The sequence below is a fragment of the Rhizobium sp. AP16 genome, from assembly GCF_000281735.1.
GTDB classification, from domain to species: domain Bacteria; phylum Pseudomonadota; class Alphaproteobacteria; order Rhizobiales; family Rhizobiaceae; genus Rhizobium; species Rhizobium rhizogenes.
Map to the genome: position 1 here is coordinate 18,770 of NZ_AJVM01000090.1, position 25,766 is coordinate 44,535.

A 25,766-nucleotide genomic window follows, 5' to 3' on the forward strand; every position below is an offset into this window, starting at 1 on the left:
CGCCGAGACTATGCAAGCTTTCCATGTGTCCGCAGGGGGGCCGAACTCGGTGGGAGAGGCGATATCAGGGCGATCCGAGCTGGAGTTCCAGAACCTTTTGAGGAGGCTGGAGCTGGCGCTGGAGACGTCGCAAATCGGGGTCTGGGAGCATAATCTCAACGGGGAGGAAATGCTCTGGGATCTGCAGATGCACAAGCTTTATCAGACGGGCCTCCGCGACCGTAAAGTGTCATCGGAGGTCTGGTTGAATGCCCTGCATCCCGATGATGTCGCGCAGGCCGTTGCCGATTTCGACGCGGCCATCGCGGAGAAAGGCTTCTACAATTCGCAGTTTCGCATTTTCCTGCCGAACGGCGATGTTCGCTACCTGCGCTCGCGCGCTCATTTCTTTGAGGGGCCAGATGGCGCGCCGTCCTTCATCGGGGCGGAATGGGACGTCACCGCCGATGTCCTGCTCAACCGCGAGCTGACGGAGCAGAAGGCTGTTGCCGAAGCGCGCGCGATCGCTTTGGAGCAAAGCCGCGCGCGCATCGAGCATGCCGCTGATCATGATTATCTGACCGGCCTTCCCAACCGCCGCTACTTCGACCGCCGGCTGGCGGAGCTGTGTGCGGATCAGGCGGTGGAGACACTGGCCATCCTCCATATCGATCTCGATGGCTTCAAGCAGATCAACGACAAATGGGGCCATGCGGCTGGCGATGCGACGTTGCAGACGGCTGCGGCGCGGATCCTGGGAGGGATCGCAGCCGGCGACATGGTCGCCCGCGTCGGTGGCGACGAGTTCGTTGCGGTGCTGGTCAATATTGCGACTTCAGACGAAGTTGGAACCATTGCCGAGGATATTCTGTGGCGGCTGCGGCGCGATATACGCTTCGGCCACGAGATGTTGCAGGTGGGCGCTTCGATCGGTGCGGCCTGGAGCGTCGCCGACGGTGCCGCCAATCTGCTGGCGGAATCCGACATAGCCCTCTATCAGGCCAAAAAACTAGGCCGCAATCGTGTCGAGTTCTTCACGCCGAAGCTGCAATCCGATCTGCAGGGCGAGCGGCGGCTGGCGGAGGAATTGCGGCTGGCGCTGATGCGGAACGAAATCATGCCCTTCTACCAGATCCAGGTGGATGCGCGCAGCCGGCGGATCGTTGGGCTTGAGGCTCTGGCCCGCTGGCGGCATCCGGGGAAGGGACTGTTGCCGCCGGCAGCCTTCCTGAAGGTGGCCGAAGAATACGGCCTGACGGCCGAGATCGATGCGGCCATCCTCAATCGTGCGCTCTCCGACCGTGCTGCCTGGGCTCTGCAAGGCCTGACCCCACCACGCATCTCCGTCAATATTTCCGCAAGCCGCCTGGCCGATCCAGGCCTGGTCGAGCGGTTGCAGACGCTGAACATACCGCGCCATGCCATCGTCTTCGAGCTGATCGAGACGATCTTCCTCGACGATCCCGACGACAGGGTGCTCGCTAATGTCGATGCGATCAAAAGGATGGATATCGATATCGAGATCGATGATTTCGGCTCCGGCCATGCCTCGCTCATCGGACTGGTGAAGCTGAAGCCGAAACGGCTGAAGATCGACCGGCAATTGGTGACGGCAATTACCGTCTCCGACGAGCAGCGCCGCCTTGTCGGCTCGATCGTCGAGATAGCAAGAGCGCTTAACGTCGAGGTCATGGCCGAAGGCGTGGAGACCGAGGAACATGCGCAGCTCCTGGCGGATGCCGGCTGCGACGGACTTCAGGGCTACGCGTTCGGATATCCTTCGCCCGCAAGTGAGATTGCCGCGCTGCTGGCGTCGGCTCAGAGGCCGGTTGCGGCGCGGAGCCCTGTTGCCGCCCAAGGCAAGGGCGGCGTTAGTGGATCTGCAGGACGGCAATCAGCGCATAGCTGATAAGGCCGAGCGCCATCAGTGACAGCGTGGCTGCCGCGATCACCCGACCGCCGGCATGGGCGACGGAGCGGATATTCACCGACAGGCCGAGTGCTGCCATCGCAATCACCGTCAATATGTTCGAAACGAGTGCCATCGGCGCCACCAGCGTGTCCGGGATCAGGCCGAAGGAGCGCAAGGCCATCAGCCCGAGAAAGCCGCAAATGAACCAGGGGACCAGCGAGCGGCGGTGGCTCGGATGGCTATCCGTGGCTGCCGTCTCGGTTTTGGTGATGATGCCGAGCAGGAAGATGACCGGGCCGAGCATCAGGACGCGGATGAGCTTGACCACCGTGCCGGTTTGCACGGCCAGCAGGCCGACCGGCGCGGTGGCGGCAAGCACCTGCGGCACGGCATAGACGGTCAGCCCCGCCAACACGCCATATTGCCCCACGCTCATGCCGGCGTGGAAATAGAGAAGCGGCAGCAGAAAGACGGCGGCGATGCCGAGCACGGCGGTGAAGGCAAGGGCCGCGGCGGTTTCCTCGGAGCCCGCCTCGATGACGGGGGCGACGGCGACGATGGCCGAGTTGCCGCAGATGGAGTTGCCGCAGGCGATCAGTGTGGCGAGTTTCGGCGGCAGTCCGAGCAGCCGGCCGATGGCATAGGTCGCGGCGATCGACATGACGACGACGATGGCGATGCCGGCGATCAGCCAGACACCGGCCTGGTCGATTGCCGAGAGGCTGATCGAGGCGCCCAGCAGCACGATGGCGATTTCCAGCAGGATCTTGGCGCTGAAATCGATGCCGGGGCGCAAGGCGGGCTTCAGGGGGCTGACGGTGCAGATGACGATGCCGAGCGCAATGGCGAGTACCAGGCTCTCGATCCACCTGCCGCCGAAGATACCGATCTCCACGCGTTCGCCGGCATAGGCGAGAAGCGCGACTGCACTGGTGAGGGCGAGGCCTGGAAGGATGATCGCGGTTCGTTGAAAAAGGGGCATGCGGCACCGCCATTCGGCTATGAAGAATTGTTGTGCCGGGAAAGTCTCATCTCCTGATGTCGACATCCATCGAATATTATCCTATGTTTCGTTCGATAAATTAGAATGATTTCCCATGACCTTCGAGCAACTCGCCATTTTCGTCGCCGTCGCCGAGCGGGAGCATTTGACGCATGCGGCCGAGGCCATCCACCTGACGCCGTCGGCGGTCAGCTCGGCAATCAAGAACCTCGAAGCCTATTATGGCGTCGAACTGTTTCACCGTGTCGGCCGGCGCATCGAGCTGACGGAGACCGGCCGCACCTTTCTCGGCGAGGCCAGGGCGACGCTGGCACGCGTGCGGTCTGCCGAACTCATGCTCTCCGAACTCGGTGGCCTGCAACGCGGCCGGCTTAGCCTCTGCGCCAGCCAAACTATCGCCAGCTACTGGCTGCCGCCCATACTGATGCGGTTCCACAAGGAATACCCCGGCATCGAGCTCGATCTGACGATCGGCAATACGCGCACGGTCACCGAAGCGGTGGTCGAGGGGACTGCCGAACTGGGCTTCGTCGAAGGCGAGGTGGATGTGCCGGCCCTGTCGATGAAGGTGGTCGCGCAGGATGCGCTGGTGATCGTCGTGCCGCCGGCTCATCCCTGGGCGGACGGCAGGCAACTTTCTGCTTCTGATCTTGCCAGCGGCACGTCCTGGGTGATGCGCGAGGAAGGGTCGGGCACGCGGTCCGAATTCGAAAATGCCATGGCAAAGCTTGGTGCTTCGCCGCGAGATCTCGGCGTGGCGCTCGTCCTGCCGTCGAACGAGGCCGTGTTGTCGGCAGTCTGCTCCGGGCAGAGTGCCGCGGCGATCTCAAGCGCTGCGGCCGGGGCCTATCTCGGACAGGGTTTGCTGGTGCAAGCAGCCTTCGACCTGCCCGTCCGCAGTTTTCGCCTGCTGCGCCACAAGGAGCGCCATGCCAGCAAGGCGGCGCTGACGCTGGAAGCCATGTGCAAGGGCTGAACAGCTTAAATATTTGTATATTCGATTCGATTAATACGATAGTTGCATGCTACCGTTTACTCGGTAGCCGCTAGGCGCTTTTGCGGCTTATCCGGATGGCATCATGATCCGAGGGGATATCGATGACAACCTACACCTGGACAAACCACGACCTCAACACTATTTGGATAGATCCCGCCAATTGGTCCCCGAACGGTCTTCCGGACTTTGGAGACTCTATCGTCATAAATAATGGCGACATTATTAGCCCTCCACGCGGACATCAGCCTGATATCGGCAGCCTCTTTCTTTCGCCCACAAGCACTCTCAGCCTTTATGCCGGCTTGGCCCAAACCTGGATAAAGATAGACGGACCGATTACCGGCGGCGGCGGTATCTCCGTTAGCGCCCTGTCCCACCTCGAAGCCGGCAGCGGAGTAACCTCCGCCGTCGGTTGGGTATGGGTTGCGGGGAGCTATCAATGGGGCGGATCGGGCTCCTCTCAGGTGGTTACGCTAGCCGCTGGCGCACACTTCAATTTTTCAACACAATTCGGCGGAACTATCTATCAGCAAGGCACTGGTGCGACAACCATCGCATATAACGGCCCGGGAACGGTCTCGAGCATTTCGGTCGACGGTCAGATTGCGACATTCGTCACGACCGCCGGTAACTTGACACTCAACTTTGCTGGCGATCTCAACCCTTCGGGTTTCATATTGGATGCCGCGACCGGAACGATCGTCGTTTGCCTTGTCACGGGGACGCTGGTCCGCACGACACGAGGAGACATCGCCGTCGAGGATTTGCGGGTGGGAGACGTTGTCGTCACGGCATCCTCACAACACCGCCCCATCCGATGGATCGGAAGCAGCGAGCTCGATTGCGCCAATGTGAGAGACGGCCAGGCATGTTGGCCGATCCGTGTCGCCGCCGGAGCCCTTGGGCCGGACAAGCCTGCGCATGACCTTTATGTCTCTCCAGCACATGGCATATGCACTACGGTCGTGACCGATGTTCTGATACCCGCTTCTGCTCTTGTGAATGGTTCAACGATCGTCCAGGCGGAATGTGCGACGGTGACATATTGGCATGTTGAGCTGGATGAGCACGACATCCTCGTGACGAATGGACTGCCGACCGAGAGTTACATCGACCATGGGAATCGTGTTTTCTTTTCCCGGACGACGGATAATTCTATTCAGGCGGCAAACGATGGCGCTCAAAGATGCCTAACCTATGTCTCAAAGGGGCCTCTCGTCGAAGCCGTTCGGATGCAGCTTCATGTGCGCGCCCTCGACATGGGCTGGACCCTGAGTGACGATCCCTTTGCCGATGTGCATCTGATTGCCGACGGACAACGCATCGATCCCGTCATCAACGACTGGCGTGCGGAGTTTCGTGTCCCGGCATCGGTATCAGAGCTATGGCTTGCCTCGCAATGGGGTGCGCCGAACCTGATCGGTTCCTCCGGCGATGGCCGCCGGCTCGGTGTCTGCGCTTCCAAAATGGTCATCGATGATGGATTCGTCGAGCCCAGGGATGTTCCCCCGGACGATAGCCGGCTGACCGATGGCTTCCATCACGTCGAGGATGGTTGCCGCCGCTGGACCAACGGATGCGCGCGCCTGCCTTCCTCTCTATGGGAAGGTTGCCGCGAGTCCTTTTCCCTGACCATCGATCTCGCCGGCCCCGCCGTGCCGCGTTGGATTCCGCCGGCGTTTTCTGACGCTTCCGTCATCGCAGCGCCTTCGATGGAAATGGCTTAGGGTCGCCGGGTCAGTTCCGCTCCGCGCTACTCAGCGCGGCGCTGGCCGGCGACGACGAGGTCGATGTTGTTGCGCTCGAGCATGGCCCGGATATCCGGCGGCGGCACGTCGTCAGTGACCATCATGTCGTAAATGGAGGGATCGTCGATGATGATGGGCGCGCTGCGGCCGAATTTGGCGCTGTCGGCGACGATGATGCGGTTTTCGGCACGCCGCGCCGCCTCACGGGAATATTCCGCTTCCTCCAGATCGTGCAGCATAAAGCCGGAGGTGGCGTTGACGGCGCCGACGGATAATATTGCATGACGGACATTGAAGCGGCGCAGGAAGTTGGTCGCCTCAGCACCGAAGGCGCCGCCATCGTGGCTGCGCAGTTCGCCGCCGGCAAAGAAGATGCGGTTGCCGTTGCGGGTTGCCAGCGCATGCGCCACCGAGACCGCATTGGTGACGATGAAGAGGTTCTGATGCTTCTGCAGCGCCACGGCGATGAAGGCCGTGGTCGAGCCGATATCGAGAAATATCGTGTCGCCGTCCTGTATGATCATCGCGACACGGGCTGCGATGACGCGCTTGGCTTCCGCGTTCTCGTTCATGCGGAAATGCAGAGGCTGCTCGATGAACGAGTCCTTGATGTGGACGCCGCCATGGACCTTGGTGACGAGGCCATGGGCCTCCAGGCTGCGGATATTGCGCCGGATGGTCTCTTCCGAGACGTCCAGCCGCTCGGCGAGGAACTGGATGCGGCTAGCCCCGCCGGCGAGCCGGAGCTCCTCCAGGATCTCGCGTTCCCGATGGTTCGAATGAAGCGGCGTCGGCGAGATGCCCGTCATGGTTTCGATCCTATCTGGGGCATGATCCGAAAACGTTGAAACTGGCTTGCGGAGGAGGCCATGCCTGCGAACATCTAGAGCGGGATAATGCCGCGAAGACAAGCGCTCTTGCTGCAATCATCCCGAGATTTAATTTTTAGGCCAAATCCTGCTGGCGATGAAGCTTTCTATTGTCGCCGTCCATAACCTAATATGCGGCAAACTTTCTTGGCTGACATAACCCAACAAAAAGCCTCTTGGCCGTTTCATTTTGTGGCCGGTTCTTGACAGTTCTCCGTTTGTGGGGAACCTCTTGCATCCAAGAGATGCGCAATCGCCGCGCTGGGGTAGGGATGGCCGCAATACCCGAAGACAGAATACATGCTCTTGGCATCTGGCGCGGGCCGATCGAGATCGCTCCGCTGGTGGGCGGCATCACCAATCGCAATTTTCTGGTCACGGACGGCGGGCGGCGTTTCGTCGTCAGGCTCGGAACCGATATTCCGGTTCATCACATCAGCCGGGCCAATGAGGTGGCGGCGAGCAGGGCCGCGCATGCGGCCGGGTTGTCGCCCGCGGTGATCCATCATGAGCCCGGCATCCTCGTGCTCGACTATGTCGACGGCAAGGCGCTTACGGCCGAGGATATCCGCGCGCCGTCGATGCTGGCGCGCATCGTGCCGCTCGTCCGCTCCTGCCACCGGGATGTTTCCAAGCATTTTCGTGGTGCGGCCGCTATCTTCTGGGTTTTCCATGTCGTGCGTGACTATGCCGCCCTTCTCGACGAAGGAGGAAGCCGGCATCGGGAATTGCTGCCTTCCTTCCTCGAAGCGGCTACGCGGCTGGAGCAGGCGGCCGGTCCGTTCGAAATCGCTTTCAGCCATAATGATCTGCTCGCCGCCAATTTCCTCGACGATGGCAAAAGGCTCTGGCTGATCGATTGGGACTATGCCGGCTTTAACACGCCACTCTTCGATCTCGGCGGTCTCGCCTCCAACAATGCTTTCTCCGAGGGGCAGGAAACCGCGATGCTGGAGGCTTATTTCGAGGCGCCGGTGCGTGACGATCTCCGGCGGCGCTATCAGGCGATGAAATGCGCGTCATTGTTGCGCGAGACGATGTGGAGCATGGTCTCAGAAATCCACTCCGACATCGACTTTGATTATTCAGCCTATACGAGCGAAAATCTGGCGCGGTTTGAATGCGCCTATCAATCATTCCGGAATTCTTGAGGTGATGCGATGAAGGAACTGCCCAAAACAGCCAAGGCGGTCGTCATCGGCGGCGGCATTATCGGCTGCTCTACGGCCTATCACCTCGCCAAGCTCGGGCTGACCGATACGGTTCTACTGGAGCGCAAGAAGCTGACGTCGGGCACGACATTTCATGCCGCCGGTCTGGTCGGACAATTGCGGACCAGCGCCAATATCACGCAGATGCTCGGCTACTCCGTCGATCTCTACAAGAGGCTGGAGGCCGAGACGGGGCTTGCCACCGGTTGGAAGATGAATGGCGGGTTGCGCCTTGCCTGCAACGAGGAGCGCTGGACGGAGGTCAAGCGGCAGGCGACGACCGCGCAATCCTTCGGGCTGCAAATGCATCTCCTGACGCCGCAGGAAGCCTTCGACCTCTGGCCGTTGATGGACATAGACGATCTGGTCGGCGCAGCTTTTCTCCCAACAGATGGACAGGCCAATCCCTCCGATATCACCCAGGCGCTGGCGAAGGGCGCCCGCATGGCCGGCGTTTCGATTTTCGAGGATACCGAAGTTCTCGATCTGGAGATCGACAAGGGCAGGATCCGTGCCCTCGTCACCGATAGGGGTCGCGTCGAATGCGAGCGCGTCGTCGTCTGCGCCGGGCAATGGACGCGGGCTTTCGCGGCGCGCTTCGGCGTCAACGTGCCGCTCGTCTCCGTCGAGCATCAATATCTCATCACCGAATCCTTCGGCGTTCCCTCGAACCTGCCGACGCTGCGCGATCCCGACAGGCTGACCTACTACAAGGAAGAGGTCGGCGGGCTGGTCATGGGCGGTTATGAACCGAACCCTGTCCCCTGGGCGATCGACGGAATTCCCAGGGATTTTCACTACACGCTGCTCGACAGCAATTTCGATCATTTCGAGCAGATCATGGAGCAGGCGCTTGCGCGCGTGCCGGGCCTGCAAACGGCGGGCGTGAAGCAGCTTCTGAACGGTCCCGAGAGCTTTACGCCCGATGGCAATTTCATTCTCGGTGAGGCGCCGGAACTGAAGAACTTCTTCGTCGGCGCCGGTTTCAACGCCTTCGGCATTGCGTCCGCCGGTGGAGCGGGCATGGCGCTTGCCGAATGGGTGGCGAAGGGTGAGCCGCCATACGATCTCTGGCCGGTCGATATCCGCCGCTTCGGTCGTCCGCATTTCGACACGGACTGGGTACGCACCCGCACGCTCGAAGCCTATGGCAAGCACTACACCATGGCCTGGCCCTTCGAGGAGTATGCGAGCGGCCGCCCCTGCCGCAAGTCGCCGCTCTATGATCGGCTGAAGGCGCAGGGCGCCTGCTTCGGCGAAAAGCTCGGCTGGGAACGGCCGAACTGGTTCGCCGACCTCTTTGCCGGCGAGGAGCCGAACGACGTCTATACCTACAGACGGCAGAATTGGTTCGATGCTGTGGGACGTGAGCACAAGGCGGTGCGCGAGGCGGCCGTCATCTTCGACCAGACCTCTTTTGCCAAATTCGTGCTCAAGGGCCGCGATGCCGAGGCGGCAATTTCGTGGATTGCCGCCAACGATGTTGCCAAGCCGGTGGGGGCGCTCACCTATACGCAGATGCTCAACGACCGGGGCGGCATCGAATGCGATGTCACCGTGGCGCGTGTTGCCGAGAACGAATTCTACATCACGACGGGCACAGGCTTTGCCACCCATGATTTCGACTGGATCGCGAGAAGCATCCCGGCCGAGATGCATACCGAGCTGGTGGATGTCACATCCGCCTATTCCGTACTGTCTTTAATGGGGCCGCATTCTCGCGCCGTGCTGGAGGCGGTGACGTCGGCCGATGTTTCCAACGCCGCATTCCCCTTCGGTCGCGTCAAGACCATCGGCATCGACGGCTGCCCGGTCCGGGCGCTGCGCATCACCTATGTCGGCGAGCTTGGCTATGAGCTGCATGTGCCGGTGGAATATGCCACCACGGTCTATGACACGCTGATGGTCGCCGGCCGCGACCATGGCCTCGTCAATGCCGGCTATCGCGCCATCGAAAGCTGCCGGCTGGAAAAAGGCTATCGTGCCTGGGGCTCCGATATCGGCCCCGACCATACGCCGGTCGAGGCAGGACTGGCATGGGCGGTGAAGATGAAGAAGGGAACCTCCTTCCGGGGCCGTGAGGCCATCGAGCGGCAACTGGTGTCGGGGGTGAGGAAGATGCTTGCCTGCTTTGTGCCGGATGACCCCGAGACCGTGCTTCTCGGCCGCGAGACGATCTACCGCGACGGGCAGCGTGTCGGCTGGCTGTCGAGCGGCGGCTACGGCTACACGATCGGCAAGCCGATCGGCTATGGCTATGTTCGCGACGCCGGCGGAGTTACCGAGGGTTTCGTGCTTGGAGGCCGCTATGAACTCGATGTCGCGCAGCGCCGCGTGCCGTGTCAGGTGTCGCTGAAGCCGCTTTACGATCCGCAGATGGTGCGGATCAAAGCGTGACGCCGAAAGGCGCGACGTGGTCTTCGACAAAACGTCTTCTCTTGCCGATCGGCCGGCCAGACGCTATGTTGCCTCTGTCGAAAAAGGCACGACTTGGTGTGGTCTAGCCCAAGTCCTTTCGGAAACGGAAGCTCTGTCCATGCGCAATGCATGAGTCCCACGACGAACAACGGATGCTCGCGCGTCCATATTGTTCGTCCGTGTGGTTCTCAAATCGACGAACCGCTCCGGCCGAACGGCCACAAGGAGTAGTTCATGACCGACCTTCCTATGATCCATGATGTTGTGATTGCCGGTGCAGGCCCCGTAGGTCTGTTTCTCGCCTGTGAGCTGCGCATGGCAGATCTCTCGGTGCTGGTGCTGGAGCAAGCCGAAGACCCGCATTCACCCTTGAAGCGGCTTCCGTTTGGCATGCGTGGCCTTTCCGCGCCCACCATCGAAGCTTTTTACCGTCGCGGGTTGCTGGACGACATCACGAAACCGCAGCGCACGAAAGATCAAACGGCTGACGGCAGTGCTTCGGCTACCCCGCATTGGATGCAACAGTCGCGCCGCCCGGGCGGCCATTTCGCCGGAATTCAGTTCTATTTGGACAACGTCGACACCTCGAAATGGCCGTATCGTCTGCCAAGTCCGGCCGGCACCGGCATGGCGGTCGAGATGGAGTATCTCGAAAGCGTCCTGGCCGCTCGTGCAAGCGCGATGGGCGTCGAGATCAGGCGCGGCCTTGGCGTCGAGGGCCTCGAACAGTCGGGCGGCGGTGTGACTATTTGCGCCGGTGGTGAGATTTTTCGCGGACGCTGGCTCGTCGGCTGCGATGGCGGCCGCAGCACTGTACGCAAGGCAGCCGGATTTGCGTTCGTCGGCACAGATCCCGAGTTCACCGGCTATTCCGCTGACGTCGAGATGGCCGACGCTGACAAGCTCCGCGTAGGCCGTCACTACACGCCGACGGGCATGTATACCTATCAAAAGCCGGGGACCATCGCGATGGTCGATTTCGACGGGGGTGCTTTCCACCGGGCGCAGCCGATGACGCTCGAACATGTGCAGGCGGTATTGCGCCATATCTCCGGCACCGAGGTCACACTGACGGCCCTCCGGCTTGCGACCACCTGGACGGATCGCGCCTATCAGGCGACGGCTTATCGCAACGGGCGGGTGCTGCTCGCCGGCGATGCCGCCCACATCCACTCTCCGCTGGGCGGTCAGGGGCTTAACCTCGGACTTGGCGACGCAATGAACCTGGGATGGAAGCTGGCTGCGACGATCCACGGTAACGCGCCAGCGGATCTGCTTGATAGTTATGTCAGCGAACGTCATCCGGTCGGAGTGCAGGTTCTCGACTGGTCGCGCGCCCAGGTGGCGCTCATGCGGCCGAGCAGGAGTTCGCGCGCGCTCGAAGCCGTCATTCGTGATCTCATCGACACACGCGATGGCGCGACCTATTTCGCCGAGCGCGTCTGGGGAGTGTCTCTCCGCTATGATCTTGAAGGCAGTCACCCGCTTGTCGGCCGCAGCGCTCCCGATTTCGAGCTGGCCGACGGGACGAAGCTTGGTGATCACCTCAGACGTGGGAAGGGCCTTTTGCTGGACTTTGAGGCCGATACGCCGCTTCAAGCGCTGGCGAGCCGCTGGAAGGGTCGTATCGTCTATGTCGCAAGCGATGCCAAGGACAGGCTTGGCCTGAGCGCCTTGCTCGTGCGGCCTGACGGCATCGTCGCCTGGGTTGGTGAGGATGCTCCCAACCAGGAGGAGGTTGCGCAGGCCGCGTCGCGATGGTTCGGCGAAGCCTAAAAACTGTGATCTCCTTGTCGCAGCATCCGCCATTTTCTTGACACGCCGTCGCTTTCATCCTCAATCGGCATGCTGATAAAAGATGGAGGCGTAAGCCAATGGCGGAAGCGAGCATCAAGCTGGAGGAAAGCTGGAAAGAGGCGTTGTCGCCGGAGTTCGAGAGCCCCTACATGCAGCAGCTCAAATCCTTTCTCGTCGAGGAGAAGCAGCGCGGCAAGGTGATCTTTCCGCGCGGCAGCGAATATTTCCGGGCGCTCGACCTGACGCCGCTGGATGAAGTGCAGGTGGTGATCCTCGGGCAGGACCCCTATCACGGCGCCGGGCAGGCCCATGGACTGTGCTTCAGCGTCCGCCCAGGCGTGCGTATTCCGCCGTCGCTGGTGAATATCTACAAGGAGCTGGAGACAGATCTCGGCATTCCGCCGGCGCGTCACGGTTTTCTCGAAAGCTGGGCGAAGCAGGGCGTGCTGCTGCTGAACAGCGTGCTGACCGTCGAGGAATCGCAAGCCGCCTCGCATCAGGGTAAGGGCTGGGAGCGCTTCACCGACGCCGTCATCCGTCAGGTGAACGACGAATGCGACGGCGTCGTCTTCATGCTCTGGGGTTCCTACGCGCAGAAGAAGGCCGCTTTCGTGGACACCGATCGGCATCTGGTGCTGAAGTCCGTGCACCCGTCGCCGCTCTCCGCCCATAACGGTTTCTTCGGCTGCCGGCATTTCTCCAAGGCCAATGCCTATCTGGTTGAGCATGGCCGGGAGCCGATCGAATGGGCTCTGCCGAGTAATCCGGGCAATAACTAGTCCCATATTGAACGACGCTCCATCATCGTTCAATAATTGGAGACAATCCGTTTGGCACTTGAGGGCTATCGAAACGCACGCTCTCGGACCATCTTCTGCTCATGGAAAACGCCTGCCGTTGCGGGCGAGACAAGGGGTTAGAGATGCTCAATCAGATCAAGGGTCTTCACCACGTTACATCGATGGCGGAAGACGCCCGTACCAACAACAAGTTCTTCACCAACACGCTCGGCCTTCGCCGGGTCAAGAAGACCGTCAATTTCGATGCGCCTGATGTCTATCACCTCTACTATGGTGACGAGATCGGGACACCCGGCACCATCATGACCTATTTCCCGTTCCCGAAAATGGCGCGTGGCCGTCCGGGCACCGGCGAAGTCGGCAATACCGTCTATTCCATTCCGGAAGGTGCGATCGGCTATTGGACAGACCGGCTTGGCAAGCAGGGTGTCGAGGGGCTGAAGGTTGATGAATCCTTCGGCCAGAAGCGCCTGCATTTCTCCGGTCCCGATGGTGATGGTTTCGCGCTCGTCGAGGTCAAGGATGACAAGCGTGCCCCCTGGACCCATGGCGGCGTCGATGCCGAACATGCGATCAGGGGCTTCCATTCCGTCGCGATGCGGCTGCGGGACGAGGGCGCCACGGCCGAACTGCTGAAATATATGGGCTATGAAGTTGTCGACACGCATGAAGGCGTCAAGCGGCTTGCCATTCCCGGAGGCAATGGTGCCGATGTCGTCGATCTCGAAACCATGCCGAACATCAATCGCGCGCTTCCCGGTGCCGGTTCCGTCCACCACGTCGCCTTCGCCGTCGAGAACCGTGCCAAGCAGCTGGAAGTGCGCAAGGCGCTGATGGATACGGGCTACCAGGTGACCCCGGTCATCGACCGCGACTACTTCTGGGCGATCTATTTCCGTACGCCGGGCGGCGTGCTGTTCGAAGTCGCCACCAACGAGCCCGGCTTCAACCGAGACGAGGATACGGCTCATCTCGGCGAGGCGCTGAAGCTGCCGGAACAGCATGAAGGTCTGCGTTCGCTGCTCGAGCAGCATCTTGAGCCGCTGGACGCCTAAAGCGAGGGATAAGATCATGACGGATACGACCTATGTGCACCGGGTAAAGCCCGGTGCACCCGGCAAACCCATCCTGTTCACCTTCCACGGAACCGGCGGTGACGAGAACCAGTTCTTCGATTTCGGCAGCCGCCTGTTGCCGGACGCGACCATTGTCTCGCCACGCGGCGACGTTTCGGAACATGGCGCCGCACGCTTCTTCCGCCGTACCGGCGAGGGCGTCTACGACATGGCCGACCTTGCGCGCGCCACGGAAAAGATGGCGGCCTATGTCAAAGGTCTCGCCATCGACCACGGTGCCTCGCAGGTACTCGGTCTCGGTTTTTCCAATGGCGCGAATATTCTCGCCAATGTGCTGATCGAGCACGGCGATCTCTTCGACGCCGCCGTGCTGATGCATCCGCTGATCCCGTTCCAGCCGCGCGACAATGCCGAGCTCGACGGCAAGCGTGTGTTGATAACGGCCGGCGAACGCGATCCGATCTCGCCGGCGCCGGTGACCAAGGCATTGGCGGATTATTTCACGCGGCAGAAGGCTGAGGTCACGCTCGACTGGCATCCGGGCGGCCACGATATTCGCCCGAACGAGATCGAGGCGATCCGTGAGTTTCTTGCGCCGTACGCGTAAAGAAAGAAGCCGGTGGCAAATGCCGCCGGCTTTTTCAAAGTGCTTCTGACGGCAAGTATGCCGCCAATTGCGGTCTTGACCGAATAGGTTATCCTTCCCGTGTATCGAGGTGCTTCTTATGACTGATACTTCCCGACTGCTTCGTATCACCGTGGAAGACAACATCGCTTGGTGCAGTAGGGTCTGTTCTGCACATGGATCGAACGAAACGAGGTCTTCGGGGGCTTGGGCGAATTTGGCTGTTTCGCCGCCGTTTTATCCGAACATCATAACTCGCGAGAAGGGCGTTCAGAACGAAGTTGCTGAACTCGCTCACAAAGTTCGTGAAGCCAATCAGTCTCGAAAATGGGGGGTCAAAGATAGCTTCGGAGATCTCACTCTTACCGAGCAGGGTTTCGAACGGAAACTCGCTGGGCATTGGTACGGTGGGACGGTTTTGAACAGCGAGTCTGCCGGCTGGAAGACCGTGACCTCCCCAGCCGAATTGCATCTATGGGAAAGAGCTTGGGGGGCTTCTGACGGCACCATTTTTCCAAGCACCTTACTTGAAGATCATAGAACGAACTTTTGGTTCAGGGGTGAGCTTGGCGCAATCGAATCTGGCTTTATCAGCTTTGACACCGGATTTTCGCTTGGATTATCCAATTGGTTCTCCCTCAAAAGCCAATCATTCGCGCAGATGGAAGTGTTGAAAGCTGCAGGATCGGCTTCTCAAGGGCTACCTATCGTATGCTGGTCTACGGATGATCTTAGCGGCGAAGAGATGGGGTTGGCAGAACTTGGTCCTCTTCAAGTCTGGATATCTCAGTAATCCAGTGAGCGATCCTTTGACCGCTTTGGGCCGATGGCGGAAGATCGGCGGTTGGCTCAAAACCGCGGTTAGCGGTCACCAGGACCTGAACTGTTAAGCCGCATCCGAACGTAGCGTTGCCGAACGACACCGTCCTTTTGCCAGATCTCTCCTGGCGTAAATCCCGTGCTCTCATATAGCCGGCGAGCCGCTGCCCCTCCGACACTACCTTCAATGAAAGTGTCCACTTGAAGACGGGATTGAAGGGGAGCAGTAGCAATTGCCCTCTCCACCAGCGCCCGGCCAACGCCAGACCGCCGATGCTCCCGCGAGACAGCCAACCACCTTATCCAGAAGGTGTCGTCTGATCCTCCCATCAACATGCCGCCTATGAGCGATCTTCGACCAGCTGTCCGGGCACAGAAAGCCTGCCTCCGATTGATCTTTCGTGTGAGAACGGCAGCGAAGTCGGTCATCGGACCGAAGAGGTCAACAACATCTTCCGAAAGCATCATCCATGGCGCTATATCCGCGTGCTGGGCCAGATCGATCTGGATTTCCATCTCAGTTTAATTCCTGCTGATCACCAGGCAATTCCTACTGTCGCGTACTTTAAGGAAATAGAACGTCGCCCTGTCAACGTTCCTCTGGGCTGATGCCGCCAAAGTGAGGGCTTGTCCATCAGTCGGGCGATCCTCCAAAACTCGATGTAAATGTTCGGGCAAGTGGGCCGTTCCTTGCAGCCAACACGCTCCAGCCGGGTTTTGCTCCCGGCGTCAAAATGCCAAAAAACTCGTCGTGGATATAAATGCAAGCGACGAGGCCATATTGTTCGGATGCTTCCCAAAGCACAGTAATATCGGACGGCTGCTTAGCGAAATCGAAGGGTTTATCTGTCCGGACAAATTCTGCAGGGTTTGCGAATGGCATAATTCCATTATCGTGCCATTCTGGTTTGGCAGGTGCTTCGCCTCGATTATAGAGCCAAACGTCGGCAATGATTTGCCCATCCGCCGCTACGAGGTAGGCATAAGCGACCCGACCGTCGTCCTCGAAATCAATACGGCAACCAGAGGCTGGATCGGTGATAGAGGCGATCAATGTATCGTCGCTTGAGAGCATATAGAAAACCTCTGGCAAGCTCGGCGGGTGCAACCATTAGAATGACGGTCATCTGAGGCGTCCGCAATAGGCCGTAAGACGCCCACCTATTTCCCGATCATCATTACCATGGCTCTTGCCTGGGTCTCGGCCACTCGCCTGTCCGCCTGGGCAACATAGTCCGGCCCACAGAAGCGCTTGAGGTTCGCAACATCCGTGTCATCGAACTCCGCGTGCCCGGATTTCGCGATGACGATGCGCCAGGCGCAGCCGAGGATCTTGTCGGGCTGGATGGCTTTATCGCAGCCAGTGCTCAGGCAGATTGCGACGTTCCGCTGCCCTTGATATTTCCCCGCGATGGCATCGCTGTACTCTGTCTTCCAGGTGTCGCGCGTATATCGACAGGCCCCTGGATTGGCGCTCTGGCTGCATTCCACGGCGGGGTTGATATAGCTCTCGGCAACAGGCCACGGCACGGCATCGATCAGGCTCACGCAGCCGCATGCAAACAGGCCTGCCAGCAATAGCTGCATTGTTTCTCCCTCTGCCGAATCATCCATACCCTAAAGACAGATGGAATATCCGCAAGACGGGTGGGCCGGTTTGGAGTGAAGCAGGCGTGGCGGTTCTGCAACCGCTGCATTTTCTTCTCGCGTTCGCGACATGCACGTCGCAAGCATGGCTTGTAGGCTGTTCCTGCACTCGCTAATAGTCGCGCCATAAAACATAAGGAAGTTTTGGGAGGATTTGTCGTGACGCTGGCGGAGCAGCAGCAGTATCGGCTGGGCGTGACCTATGTGGCGCTTTCGGCCCTGGCGTGGTCGACATCCGGCCTGTTCGTGCGCTCGATCCATGCGGATCTGATGACCATTCTCTTCTGCCGCGGCATCGTCGCCGGCCTTGGCGTCTTCGCACTGTTTTTCTACATAGAGCGCGGCAATGGCTGGCGGATTCTTCGCTCGATGCGCTGGCCGTCGCTGGCCGCGACGGTTTTCTCCACGACCGCCATGATCGGCGGTATCGGTTCGATCTATTACACCTCGATTGCCGATGCGATGGTGATCTATGCGACCGTGCCTTTCGTTACGGCCGGCGTCGCCTATGTCTTCATCCGGGAGCGTCCGAGTGCCACGACGCTCGTTGCCAGCGTCGTCGCCTTGGCCGGGGTGCTGGTGATGCTTTCCGGTGAGTCCGCCGGTGACGGAAGCTGGCTCGGCAAGGGGCTTGCCGTCATCATGACCCTGGCTGTTGCCGGTCTTGCCGTCATCATGCGCCAGCACCGCGATGTGCCGATGCTGCCGGCGATGGCCTTGTCCGCATGGCTCTGCTCCTTCGTCACCTTCTGGTTTGCTTCGCCGTCTATGGTGTCGGGACACGATCTGGGCTTGATTGTCGCCTTCGGCCTCGTCCAGAGCGCCATGGGTCTCAGCCTCTATACCTTCGGTTCGCGGCTGATCCCGGCTGCCGACGCCACCCTGCTGACGGCGCTCGAAGTGCCGCTGACGCCGTTGTGGACCTGGATGTTTCTGGCCGAACTGCCCTCAAAGGCGACGCTGGCCGGCGGGCCGATCGTGCTTGCCGCGCTCTTCGGGCATATCCTCCTGGAAGTGCGGAGAAATCGGGTGAAGGAGCCGGTTCAAGTGCTCTGAGCGGCTTGTCCACCGACTGTCGAAATGCTGAAATCGGCCCTACAAACGAGGAACCGATGCCGATGAAGAAGACGTTCAATCCGCCCTCCGTCCGCCGCCCGTTCGGCAACTACAATCACGGCCTGCTGGTGCCGCCGGGCGCCAGCCTGCTGGTGACCTCGGGTCAGGTCGGGATCGCTCTCGATGAGAGCATCCCCTCCGACGTGACCGGCCAGGCGGAGCTTTGCTTCGAGGCGATTAAGGCGATCCTCGAGGAGGCTGGCATGAGCCTTGCCGACGTCATCCGCATTTCCGGTTTTGTGACCAGGCGCGAGGATTTCCCCGCCTACATGGCTGTCCGTGACCGCTATACGCTCGATCCGAAGCCGGTCTCGACCCTGATCATCGTCGGCGGGTTTACGCGGCCGGAATTCTTAGTAGAGGTCGAAGTGACCGCAGCGAAGGTAGTGTGATGACAGGAGCTTCAAAAGAGATGGTAGATGTGCCGATGCCGCAAATCCTGGGTCTGTATGAGACCCATCTGACGGTCGTCGATCTTGACCGTTCGATCCGGTTTTATCGCGATGTCATCGGGCTGGAGCTGGCAACCGTCATTGAGAACAGGAACGTCGCATTCTTCTGGATCGACGATAAGAGGAAGGGCATGCTCGGCCTCTGGGCAATAGGCAGCGCGCCCCTGCGCATGCGGCTTCACATTGCTTTTCGGGTTACGCTGGAGGACGTTCTCGGCTCTGCCGCCGCGCTGAAGGCGCATGGTGTTCAGCCGCTCGATTTGAACGATAATCCATCGGACGAACCCGTCGTCCTCGGCTGGATGCCAGCAGTTTCGCAATATTTTTTGGACCCGGATGGGCACTCGATCGAGTATATCCATGTACTTGAGGATGCGGCCGATCCGAGCTTTGGTGTTAAGCCCTATTCGCAATGGCTGTCGCGACCGAAACCCACGATCTGACCGGGACAAGCTGTATCGAGCATTGGGAGGCGAGCATGACGCAGAATATCTACGACGATCCTGCCTTCTTCCAAGGTTACAGCCAGCTGCAACGATCGATCGATGGACTGGCGGGTGCGGCGGAATGGCCGTCGATGCGGGCGTTGCTGCCCGACTTGCACGGTCTGGATATTGTCGATCTCGGCTGCGGCTTCGGCTGGTTCTGCCGCTGGGCGAGGGAGCAGGGCGCAGCCAATGTGCTGGGCCTGGATGTCTCCGACAATATGCTCGCCCGCGCCGAGGCTGAGGCGGCTGACAAGGCAATTCGCTACGGCAAGGCCGATCTGGAAGATCTCCAGCTTCCGGTGGCCGCTTTCGATCTCGTCTACAGTTCGCTCGCCTTTCACTACATCCAGAATGTCTCCGGGCTTCTGGCGACGATCCATCAGGCATTGAAGCCCGGTGGACGCCTGATCTTCTCGATCGAGCATCCGATCTACATGGCGCCGCGACGGCCGGACTGGCTGGTCGATGCTGAAGGCCGCCGGACATGGCCGCTCGACAGCTATCAGATGGAAGGGCCACGGGTGACGAACTGGCTCGCCGAAGGCGTCGTGAAACAGCATCGCACCATGGGGACGACGCTCAACCTGCTGATCAGATCGGGCTTTACGATCGCGCATGTCGAGGAGTGGACGCCTACGGATGGCGATCTGGCCGCGCATCCGGATTGGGCAATCGAGCGCGAGCGTCCGATGTTCCTGCTGATATCCACGACGAAGTGACGTGCGGATGGCTTATGGGCCAGCCTCTGGCGTGCTTTCCTGCGCTTTGAGGGACAGCTGTTTCAGCACGTCAAGGAAGACATCGAACCGTTCGTGACCAATCTCTTCGGCCCATTCCGCGTGCAGCTTGCGTAGGCAGGTGAAGATCGTTTCGGCTATCTCCTGTCCCTGCGCACTGAGATATATAAGACGCCGATCGCTGCTCTCAGGAGCCCGCCGCTCGACATATCCCAGCTCTTCGAGCTGGATGATTAGATAATTGATCGCTTGCCGCGACATTCTCTTCTGCCGTGCCAATTCGGATGGTCTGATGCCGTCCGGCAGGGGATAGGAGAACACGGCGAAGTGAGCGTCCTGAAAATCCGTGAAACCGGCGTCGTGAATAGCTTTGTGCATCCGATTGCGAACGTCCTGCCAGACGATGCGTAGCAGAGCGCCGAAGAAAGGCGGTTGCAATTCCTCGCTCGTGTTGGGTTGCTTTGTCAGCTCATCGAATATTGACATGTTTGTAAAGTCGCTTTACGTTTGGTTTGTAAAGTCACTTTACAGTAAGGATCAGCCCAATGGAAGCGAATGGACATGATGTCGTACGCATCGGGGAGTTGGAACTGCGCTTCCTGGTGAACGACAAAGGCGCTACGGTATTCGAGTTCATTGTTCCGTCCCACGCCCGGGTACCCGCGCCCCACTATCACAAGGATGCGGACGAAATCCTCTATGGGATCGAGGGTATTGTGACGATCACCGTGGATGGTCGAAAGCAGGAACTGGGTGTTGGCGACGCTGTCTTTATCCCGCGCGGCAGCATCCATCATCATGAGAACCTGCATGAGGGCAGCGCACGGGCCTTGGTCGTCATCACGCCTGGCTCCATTCGACGCCGCTACTTCGAAGAGATTGCGGAAGTGGTCAATGTGCCCGGCAAACCTGACCTCGCCAAGGCGCAGGAGGTCATGCTGCGCCACGGGCTCATCCCGGCTTAAGTCCGAGTTCCGAAGCGCTTAAAACCGCTCCATCTCCCGCTTCACCTTCTCCAGAAACCGTTTGCGCGTCTCGTCGGTCGAGCGGTTCATGTCGTAATGGGCGAGGAAGACGACGGGGGCGAAGGGCTTGATCATGGCGCGGATCATTCGCTTGATGATCTTCTTCGGCGGGTTGCCGACGATGAAGGCGCGGAAGGGATCGGCGCCATAGGTCATCACGGCGCCAAGTTTCTGGATGTGTTTCAGCTTCGAGGTCACCTTGCCGTTCACCAGTTCGAAGGTGACGCCCGGTAGCCAGACGCGGTCGAAATAGCCTTTCAGGATCGCTGGAAAGCCGAAATTCCACACGGGGGTGACGATAACAAGGCCCTCGGCGCGCTGGAGCCGTTCGACATATGATTTCACCGCCTCGGTATTCTCGGGGTAATCGTGATAGATCATCCGCCCGTGCCTAGTGAGTACGGGGTCGAAGCCCTCGGCATAGAGATTGCAGTCGTCGACCTCATGGCCGGCGGCTTGCAGGCTCTCGATCGTCTGCCGGTGCAGCGCGGCACCATAGCTCTCCTCGACGGGATGCGAATGAAGGACGAGAACCCTCATGAGGCCTCCATCAGCGCCGCGAGACCGGGGAAGAGATAGTTCTTGCCGGCCTTGAAATCGAAGTCCGGATTGTCCCAGGCGATCATCTTGCCGGGGTTGAGCAGGCCCTTCGGATCGGTCTCCTTCTTGAAGGCGAGCTGGACGGTGTCTGTCTGCTTCATGCCGCCTTCTTCCAGCGTATAGCGATGCGGATTGAAGATCGGGCAGCCGTGATCCTGGTGGATCTTGATGATCTCCTCCAGACGGGCCTCGGAGGTATAGCGCACCAGCGGCAGGCCGGCGCACTGGATCTGGCCGTCAAACTTGATGAATTCGAGATGGCCGGGCACTTCGTCGCCGAAGATTTCGACCATCTTCTGGACCTTGGCCACATGGTCCGGCCCCGGATACTGCACTTGCAGATAGGTAATGCTTGGGTCGACCTTGATGGCGCGCAGCGTCGTGTGGTTCCAGGCAAGTTCATAGGCATGCGGGATGCCCTTCATGCTTTGCACCTTGTCGGAGCGGAAGGTGATCTCGCCCTTCTGCTGGCTGGCAAAGGCGACGAATGGCTCCATGGAATGCGGTGCGATCATCAGCGCCACGACCGACTGGCCGTGACGGATGTAAGGCTTGTGACGGGTGAAATACTCGTGCGGGATGGGAGCTGCGATCGGGGCGATTTCCTTGACGAGGATGCCGTTGCATTTGGCCAGCGCATCGGAGAAGCGCACGGCATCCATGAAGTCGTCATAGCCGACCAGCACGTCCACCCAGTCGTAGGCCGGCGCGAGCGGCATTTCGATCTCGGTGATGATGCCGTTGGTGCCGTAGGCATGGCTGACCTTGGTCAGGTCCCAGCCGGTGAGGTCAAGAACGCGGGGTTCTGCTTCCATGGTGACGACGCGCAGGCGCAGGATATTGCCGATATCGCGCAAGCCGCCCCAGGTGATCGAGCCGACGCCGCCGGAGCCGCCGGCGATGAAGCCACCGATGGTTGCCGTCTGTGCCGTCGAGGGATGGAAGCGCAGTTCCTGGCCGGAATGGGCCTTGGTCTGGCGGTCGAGCTCGGCAATGATGATGCCGGGTTCGCAGATGACGCGGCCGGTGTGGATTTCCTTGACCTTGTTCATGGCGGCAAGGTTGAGCACGATGCCGCCGGAGAGCGGCATGGCCTGGCCGTAATTGCCGGTGCCGGCGCCGCGCGGGGTGACGGGCACGTCGTGGGCATAGGCCACCTTCAGCGTGCGGATCACCTCCTCCTCGGTCTTCGGAGTGACGACGAGGTCGGCGGTGACATTGTCGAGCTGCGCCTTCAGGATCGGTGAGTACCAGTAGAAATCGCGGCTCTTCTGGCGCACCAGCGCCGGATTGTCTTCGATGGCGATGCCTTCGAGTTCTTTCTTGATGAGCTGATAATCCGGCATGTCAGGCTCCAATAACGGTATCGAGTTCACGATAGTCCGGCAGGCTGCGGTCGATGACTTTGCCCTTGCGAAGGACGACGCGGTCGGACTGCGGACGGGAGAGGAATTCGCTCCAGCGCCTGGCGCTGAAGAGGACGAGATCGGCCGGGCCGCCGACGGCGATGCGGCCGATCTCGGGGCGGCCGAGGATGGAGGCCGGCGAGGTGGTGACGACGCGGGCGGCGGTATCCAGCGGATGGTCGAGATGCAGGATGCGAACGGCCTCGCGGAAGACCTCGACCGGGTCGAGGTCGCCATAGGCATAGAAGGGGTCGCGGGTATTGTCCGAGGCAACGGCGGTGGGCACGCCGCCGGCGGCCAGTTCATGCAGCAGCGTAACGCCGCGCCAGCGCGGCGTGCGGCCCGGATGGCGGTCCTGCAGGTACATGTTGCACATTGGCAGGGAGACGATGGAGATGCCGGCCTTGGCGACGAGATCGATCGTCGCGGCGGCGCCGTTTTCGTCCTGACGGGCGAGCGAGCAGCAATGGCCGGCGGTAACCTTGCCGGTGAAGCCGTTGCGCAGCACGGCCTCGGCGATCGCCTTCAGCGTCAGCACTTCTCTGTCCTCGGTCTCGTCGACATGCAAGTCGATGTCGAGACCATTGTCGGCGGCGGCGCGGATCAGCTTGTCGAGCTGGCGATCTATCTCGGGGCTCATTTGCGTGACACCGCCGAGAAGGCCGCCGGCTTCGTGGACAACCGTCACCAGATCGGTGAAGAAGGCATCATCGACCATGAAATCCAGCGGGAAGAGGGCGACGGCCTGCAGCGCAATCTTGTCCTTCCAGGCCTCGCGCACCTCCGAGAATACCTCGAAGGAAATGCGGTGCTGTGGCGCCAGCGAATCCAGATGCGTGCGGATCAGGCTGGTGCCGTGGGCATAGGCGGCGCGCAGCGAGAACTCCATGCGCTTGCGCACATCGGCGGCTGACCAGTTGGCCTCGCGGTCGGAACGGACGGCGTCAAGCGCGCCCATGAAGCTGCCGTCCGGGTTGGCGCGGCGCTCCCATATATGGCCCTTGTCGAGGTGCGTGTGCATGTCAGCGAAGGTCGGCCAGACCATGCCGTCTCTCATGTCGGCCTTGGCGAATTCCGCAGGGGCTGTGCCAGCGGGCAGGATGTCCTTGATGAGGCCATCCGCGACGACGATGTCGGCTTTCATCAGACCTTCGCTGGACGGGCCGGTAAAGCCGGTCAGCGTGACCGTGGGGACGGTGGCGTTGCTCAGCACGAAGCGTGCGGCGTTTGGCGGGGACATGAAGGAATAGGACATCAGTTTTCCCGCTTGAGGCTGCTTTCGTGCCAGCGATGCAGGCTCAGCCATGAGATGAAGGAGGTAAGGGCGAAGATCGCGACGCCGAGTGCCGAGAGCAGTAGCAGGGCTGCGAACAGACGCGGCATGTTCTGGCGGTATTGCGCCTCCAGCAGGCGGAAGGCGAGGCCGGAATTGGGGCCGCCGGAACCGGCGGCGAATTCGGCGACGACGGAGGCGATCAGCGACAGGCCGCCGCCGATCCGAAGGCCCGTCATGAAATAAGGCTGGGCCGCCGGCAGCTTCAGATGCAGCAGCATCTGCCAGCGCGAGGCGCCGTAGAGATCGAAGAGGTTGAGGAGATTGTGGTCGACGCTCTTCAGGCCCTGCACCATGTTGGAAAGGATCGGGAAGAAGGCGACGAGGAAGCCGCAGATCAACAACGCGGATTCGCGGGTCGGCGCATAGATCAGGATGAGCGGCGCGATCGCCACGATCGGCGTCACCTGCAGGATGACGGCGAGCGGATAGAAGGCAAGCTCGATCCAGCGCGACTGCACCAGGAAGATGGCGAAACCGACGCCGCCGATCAGCGCCAGCATCAGGGATATGAAGGTGATCTGCGTGGTAACCCAGAGCGCCGGCCAGAGAATTCCCCAGTCGGAGACCAGCGCCTTTGCGACGGCAAGGGGGCTCGGCAGGATATATTGCGGAATATCGGCGGTGACGACGAGAAGCTGCCAGAGGACGACCAGGACGACGACGGTCAGGATCGGCACGATGATGCCGATGGAGCGTTCGGCATTTCTGGTGCGGACGGCCGGCTTCGGCGGGGCATCGGCCGTTGCTGCGGAGAGGGTGGTGCTGTCGCTCATCAGTGGGCCTCCGGCCAGCCAATGGCCTCGATCAGGGAACGGGACACTTTTTCGCAGACCTGCCGATATTCCTCGGAGGACCGGTAGAGGGGATCGCGTTCGCCGCTGGTCTGCAGGGGAAAATCCATGTGGACGCGGCCGGGGCGGGCCTTCATGACGACGATGCGGTTGGAAAGATAGGCAGACTCGTAGACGGAGTGAGTGACGAAGATCACTGTAATGCCGGTGGTCTGCCATAACCGCAGTACGTCGTCGTTGAGCTTCTGGCGGGTGATCTCATCGAGGGCGGCGAAGGGCTCGTCCATCAAGAGCAGCTTCGGCTTGGTGACCAGCGCGCGGGCGATGGAGACGCGCATCTTCATGCCGCCCGACAATTCGCGCGGATAGGCCCCGGCGAAATCCTGCAGGCCGACGGTCGCGAGCGTCGCCATGATCTGGTCACGGGCTGATGCCTCGGAGACGCCGCGCAGTTTCAGCGGCAGGTGGACATTGCCGAAGACGGTTTTCCAAGGCAGCAGCGTCGGCTCCTGAAAGACGAAGCTGATATCGCCATCCGGAAGCCCCTTCGAATTGATGCGCGAGCTCGGCCAGTCGATCCGGCCGCTGGAGGCGCCGCCGAGGCCGGCGATGATGCGCAGTGCCGTCGACTTACCGCAGCCGGAGGGGCCGAGCAGGCTGATGAACTCGCCGCTTTCGACGTTGAGCGACATGCCGGAAAGCGCCAGCGTGCCGTTGGAGAAGACCTTCGAGACCTGCTCCATGACGACCAGTGGCCGCTTGCGCGGTTCGGTTTGGATGATCGTGGTGGCTTCGGACAGGGTCATGTTCGGCTCTTTGTTGATCCACCCTCCCCTTGAGGGGGAGGGTCGGAGCGCAGCTCCGGGGTGGAGTGATCTTTCGAAATCTCGGGGTGTCCCCCCCCCCCCCCCCCC

26 protein-coding genes are annotated in these 25,766 nt (G+C 60.7%); 15 read left to right on the top strand and 11 right to left on the bottom strand.

The window, feature by feature from the left end:
- Positions 1 to 10: 10 nt before the first annotated feature.
- Positions 11 to 1,888 carry an EAL domain-containing protein gene (locus PMI03_RS30110; protein ID WP_309574498.1) on the top strand — a complete coding sequence of 626 codons (1,878 nt, stop codon included), beginning with the start codon at positions 11 to 13 and terminating at the stop codon, positions 1,886 to 1,888.
- Here PMI03_RS30110 and PMI03_RS30115 read toward each other — a convergent pair.
- Positions 1,851 to 2,873: a YeiH family protein gene (locus tag PMI03_RS30115; RefSeq protein WP_007703439.1), complete on the bottom strand. Its 1,023-nt coding sequence runs from the start codon at positions 2,871 to 2,873 to the stop codon at positions 1,851 to 1,853. The two genes, PMI03_RS30110 and PMI03_RS30115, sit on opposite strands and share 38 nt — an antisense overlap.
- Positions 2,874 to 2,988: 115 nt before the next feature.
- Here PMI03_RS30115 and PMI03_RS30120 point away from each other — a divergent pair, with 115 nt between their 5' ends.
- Together PMI03_RS30120 and PMI03_RS30125 are read left to right on the top strand one after the other, a co-directional pair.
- Positions 2,989 to 3,870: a LysR family transcriptional regulator gene (locus PMI03_RS30120; RefSeq protein WP_007703440.1), complete on the top strand. Its 882-nt coding sequence runs from the start codon at positions 2,989 to 2,991 to the stop codon at positions 3,868 to 3,870.
- A gap of 122 nt (positions 3,871 to 3,992) precedes the next feature.
- The gene (locus PMI03_RS30125) at positions 3,993 to 5,618 is read left to right on the top strand and encodes a Hint domain-containing protein (RefSeq protein ID WP_007703445.1); all 1,626 of its coding nucleotides are present in this window, start codon (positions 3,993 to 3,995) and stop codon (positions 5,616 to 5,618) included.
- Positions 5,619 to 5,644: 26 nt separating this feature from the next.
- On the opposite strand, the gene PMI03_RS30130 is transcribed toward PMI03_RS30125, so the two are convergent.
- Positions 5,645 to 6,448 (bottom strand): DeoR/GlpR family DNA-binding transcription regulator, encoded by an 804-nt coding sequence (locus PMI03_RS30130; protein ID WP_007703447.1) that lies wholly within the window; start codon positions 6,446 to 6,448, stop codon positions 5,645 to 5,647.
- 332 nt (positions 6,449 to 6,780) lie between these two features.
- On the opposite strand from PMI03_RS30130, the gene PMI03_RS30135 reads away from it, so the two are divergent.
- The 7 genes from PMI03_RS30135 (at position 6,781) to PMI03_RS30165 (ending at position 15,228) form a co-directional block, all read left to right on the top strand.
- A complete protein-coding gene (locus PMI03_RS30135) occupies positions 6,781 to 7,659 on the top strand; it encodes a choline/ethanolamine kinase family protein (protein ID WP_007703450.1) in 879 nt (292 codons plus the stop codon).
- 9 nt (positions 7,660 to 7,668) lie between these two features.
- Positions 7,669 to 10,116: an FAD-dependent oxidoreductase gene (locus PMI03_RS30140; RefSeq protein ID WP_007703453.1), complete on the top strand. Its 2,448-nt coding sequence runs from the start codon at positions 7,669 to 7,671 to the stop codon at positions 10,114 to 10,116.
- Between the two features lie 255 nt (positions 10,117 to 10,371).
- Positions 10,372 to 11,913 carry an FAD-dependent monooxygenase gene (locus tag PMI03_RS30145; RefSeq protein WP_007703455.1) on the top strand — a complete coding sequence of 514 codons (1,542 nt, stop codon included), beginning with the start codon at positions 10,372 to 10,374 and terminating at the stop codon, positions 11,911 to 11,913.
- Between the two features lie 98 nt (positions 11,914 to 12,011).
- On the top strand, positions 12,012 to 12,713 hold the full coding sequence (gene ung / locus PMI03_RS30150; protein WP_007703457.1) for a uracil-DNA glycosylase: 702 nt from the start codon (positions 12,012 to 12,014) through the stop codon (positions 12,711 to 12,713).
- Positions 12,714 to 12,856: 143 nt separating this feature from the next.
- A complete protein-coding gene (locus tag PMI03_RS30155) occupies positions 12,857 to 13,789 on the top strand; it encodes a VOC family protein (protein WP_007703459.1) in 933 nt (310 codons plus the stop codon).
- A gap of 16 nt (positions 13,790 to 13,805) precedes the next feature.
- The gene (locus PMI03_RS30160) at positions 13,806 to 14,417 is read left to right on the top strand and encodes an alpha/beta hydrolase (protein WP_007703461.1); all 612 of its coding nucleotides are present in this window, start codon (positions 13,806 to 13,808) and stop codon (positions 14,415 to 14,417) included.
- A gap of 118 nt (positions 14,418 to 14,535) precedes the next feature.
- Positions 14,536 to 15,228 (top strand): hypothetical protein, encoded by a 693-nt coding sequence (locus PMI03_RS30165; protein ID WP_007703464.1) that lies wholly within the window; start codon positions 14,536 to 14,538, stop codon positions 15,226 to 15,228.
- Positions 15,229 to 15,296: 68 nt separating this feature from the next.
- On the opposite strand, the gene PMI03_RS32065 is transcribed toward PMI03_RS30165, so the two are convergent.
- The 3 genes from PMI03_RS32065 to PMI03_RS30180 form a co-directional block, all read right to left on the bottom strand.
- Positions 15,297 to 15,770, bottom strand: a complete 474-nt coding sequence (locus tag PMI03_RS32065) for a GNAT family N-acetyltransferase (protein WP_039974944.1) — start codon at positions 15,768 to 15,770, stop codon at positions 15,297 to 15,299.
- Positions 15,771 to 15,888: 118 nt separating this feature from the next.
- Positions 15,889 to 16,329 carry a hypothetical protein gene (locus tag PMI03_RS30175; RefSeq protein WP_007703467.1) on the bottom strand — a complete coding sequence of 147 codons (441 nt, stop codon included), beginning with the start codon at positions 16,327 to 16,329 and terminating at the stop codon, positions 15,889 to 15,891.
- Between the two features lie 86 nt (positions 16,330 to 16,415).
- Positions 16,416 to 16,841, bottom strand: a complete 426-nt coding sequence (locus tag PMI03_RS30180) for a hypothetical protein (RefSeq protein WP_007703469.1) — start codon at positions 16,839 to 16,841, stop codon at positions 16,416 to 16,418.
- 219 nt (positions 16,842 to 17,060) lie between these two features.
- Here PMI03_RS30180 and PMI03_RS30185 point away from each other — a divergent pair, with 219 nt between their 5' ends.
- The 4 genes from PMI03_RS30185 (at position 17,061) to PMI03_RS30200 (ending at position 19,676) form a co-directional block, all read left to right on the top strand.
- Positions 17,061 to 17,957, top strand: coding sequence for a DMT family transporter (locus tag PMI03_RS30185; protein WP_007703472.1), 897 nt, complete (start codon positions 17,061 to 17,063; stop codon positions 17,955 to 17,957).
- Positions 17,958 to 18,019: 62 nt separating this feature from the next.
- Positions 18,020 to 18,409 (top strand): RidA family protein, encoded by a 390-nt coding sequence (locus tag PMI03_RS30190; RefSeq protein ID WP_039974950.1) that lies wholly within the window; start codon positions 18,020 to 18,022, stop codon positions 18,407 to 18,409.
- Positions 18,410 to 18,429: 20 nt separating this feature from the next.
- The gene (locus PMI03_RS30195; RefSeq protein ID WP_007703479.1) at positions 18,430 to 18,912 is read left to right on the top strand and encodes a VOC family protein; all 483 of its coding nucleotides are present in this window, start codon (positions 18,430 to 18,432) and stop codon (positions 18,910 to 18,912) included.
- 35 nt (positions 18,913 to 18,947) lie between these two features.
- Complete coding sequence (locus PMI03_RS30200; RefSeq protein WP_007703501.1) at positions 18,948 to 19,676, top strand: bifunctional 2-polyprenyl-6-hydroxyphenol methylase/3-demethylubiquinol 3-O-methyltransferase UbiG; 729 nt, start codon at positions 18,948 to 18,950, stop codon at positions 19,674 to 19,676.
- A 12-nt stretch (positions 19,677 to 19,688) separates the two neighbouring features.
- On the opposite strand, the gene PMI03_RS30205 is transcribed toward PMI03_RS30200, so the two are convergent.
- Positions 19,689 to 20,180 carry a MarR family winged helix-turn-helix transcriptional regulator gene (locus tag PMI03_RS30205; RefSeq protein WP_007703504.1) on the bottom strand — a complete coding sequence of 164 codons (492 nt, stop codon included), beginning with the start codon at positions 20,178 to 20,180 and terminating at the stop codon, positions 19,689 to 19,691.
- A 59-nt stretch (positions 20,181 to 20,239) separates the two neighbouring features.
- On the opposite strand from PMI03_RS30205, the gene PMI03_RS30210 reads away from it, so the two are divergent.
- Complete coding sequence (locus tag PMI03_RS30210) at positions 20,240 to 20,659, top strand: cupin domain-containing protein (protein ID WP_007703509.1); 420 nt, start codon at positions 20,240 to 20,242, stop codon at positions 20,657 to 20,659.
- 18 nt (positions 20,660 to 20,677) lie between these two features.
- On the opposite strand, the gene PMI03_RS30215 is transcribed toward PMI03_RS30210, so the two are convergent.
- Genes PMI03_RS30215 through PMI03_RS30235 form a run of 5 tightly spaced genes read right to left on the bottom strand, consistent with a single transcriptional unit; the run spans position 20,678 to position 25,658 of the window.
- Positions 20,678 to 21,259 carry an NAD(P)H-dependent oxidoreductase gene (locus PMI03_RS30215; RefSeq protein WP_007703513.1) on the bottom strand — a complete coding sequence of 194 codons (582 nt, stop codon included), beginning with the start codon at positions 21,257 to 21,259 and terminating at the stop codon, positions 20,678 to 20,680.
- A complete protein-coding gene (locus PMI03_RS30220; RefSeq protein WP_007703516.1) occupies positions 21,256 to 22,665 on the bottom strand; it encodes an FAD-binding oxidoreductase in 1,410 nt (469 codons plus the stop codon). The genes PMI03_RS30215 and PMI03_RS30220 overlap by 4 nt, the downstream gene beginning before the upstream one ends.
- A gap of 1 nt (position 22,666) precedes the next feature.
- Positions 22,667 to 23,980 (bottom strand): cytosine deaminase, encoded by a 1,314-nt coding sequence (locus PMI03_RS30225; protein ID WP_007703519.1) that lies wholly within the window; start codon positions 23,978 to 23,980, stop codon positions 22,667 to 22,669.
- Positions 23,980 to 24,834: an ABC transporter permease gene (locus tag PMI03_RS30230; RefSeq protein WP_007703523.1), complete on the bottom strand. Its 855-nt coding sequence runs from the start codon at positions 24,832 to 24,834 to the stop codon at positions 23,980 to 23,982. Before PMI03_RS30230 ends, PMI03_RS30225 begins: the two co-directional genes overlap by 1 nt.
- Positions 24,834 to 25,658, bottom strand: a complete 825-nt coding sequence (locus tag PMI03_RS30235) for an ABC transporter ATP-binding protein (protein ID WP_007703524.1) — start codon at positions 25,656 to 25,658, stop codon at positions 24,834 to 24,836. The genes PMI03_RS30230 and PMI03_RS30235 overlap by 1 nt, the downstream gene beginning before the upstream one ends.
- Positions 25,659 to 25,766 lie beyond the last annotated feature (108 nt).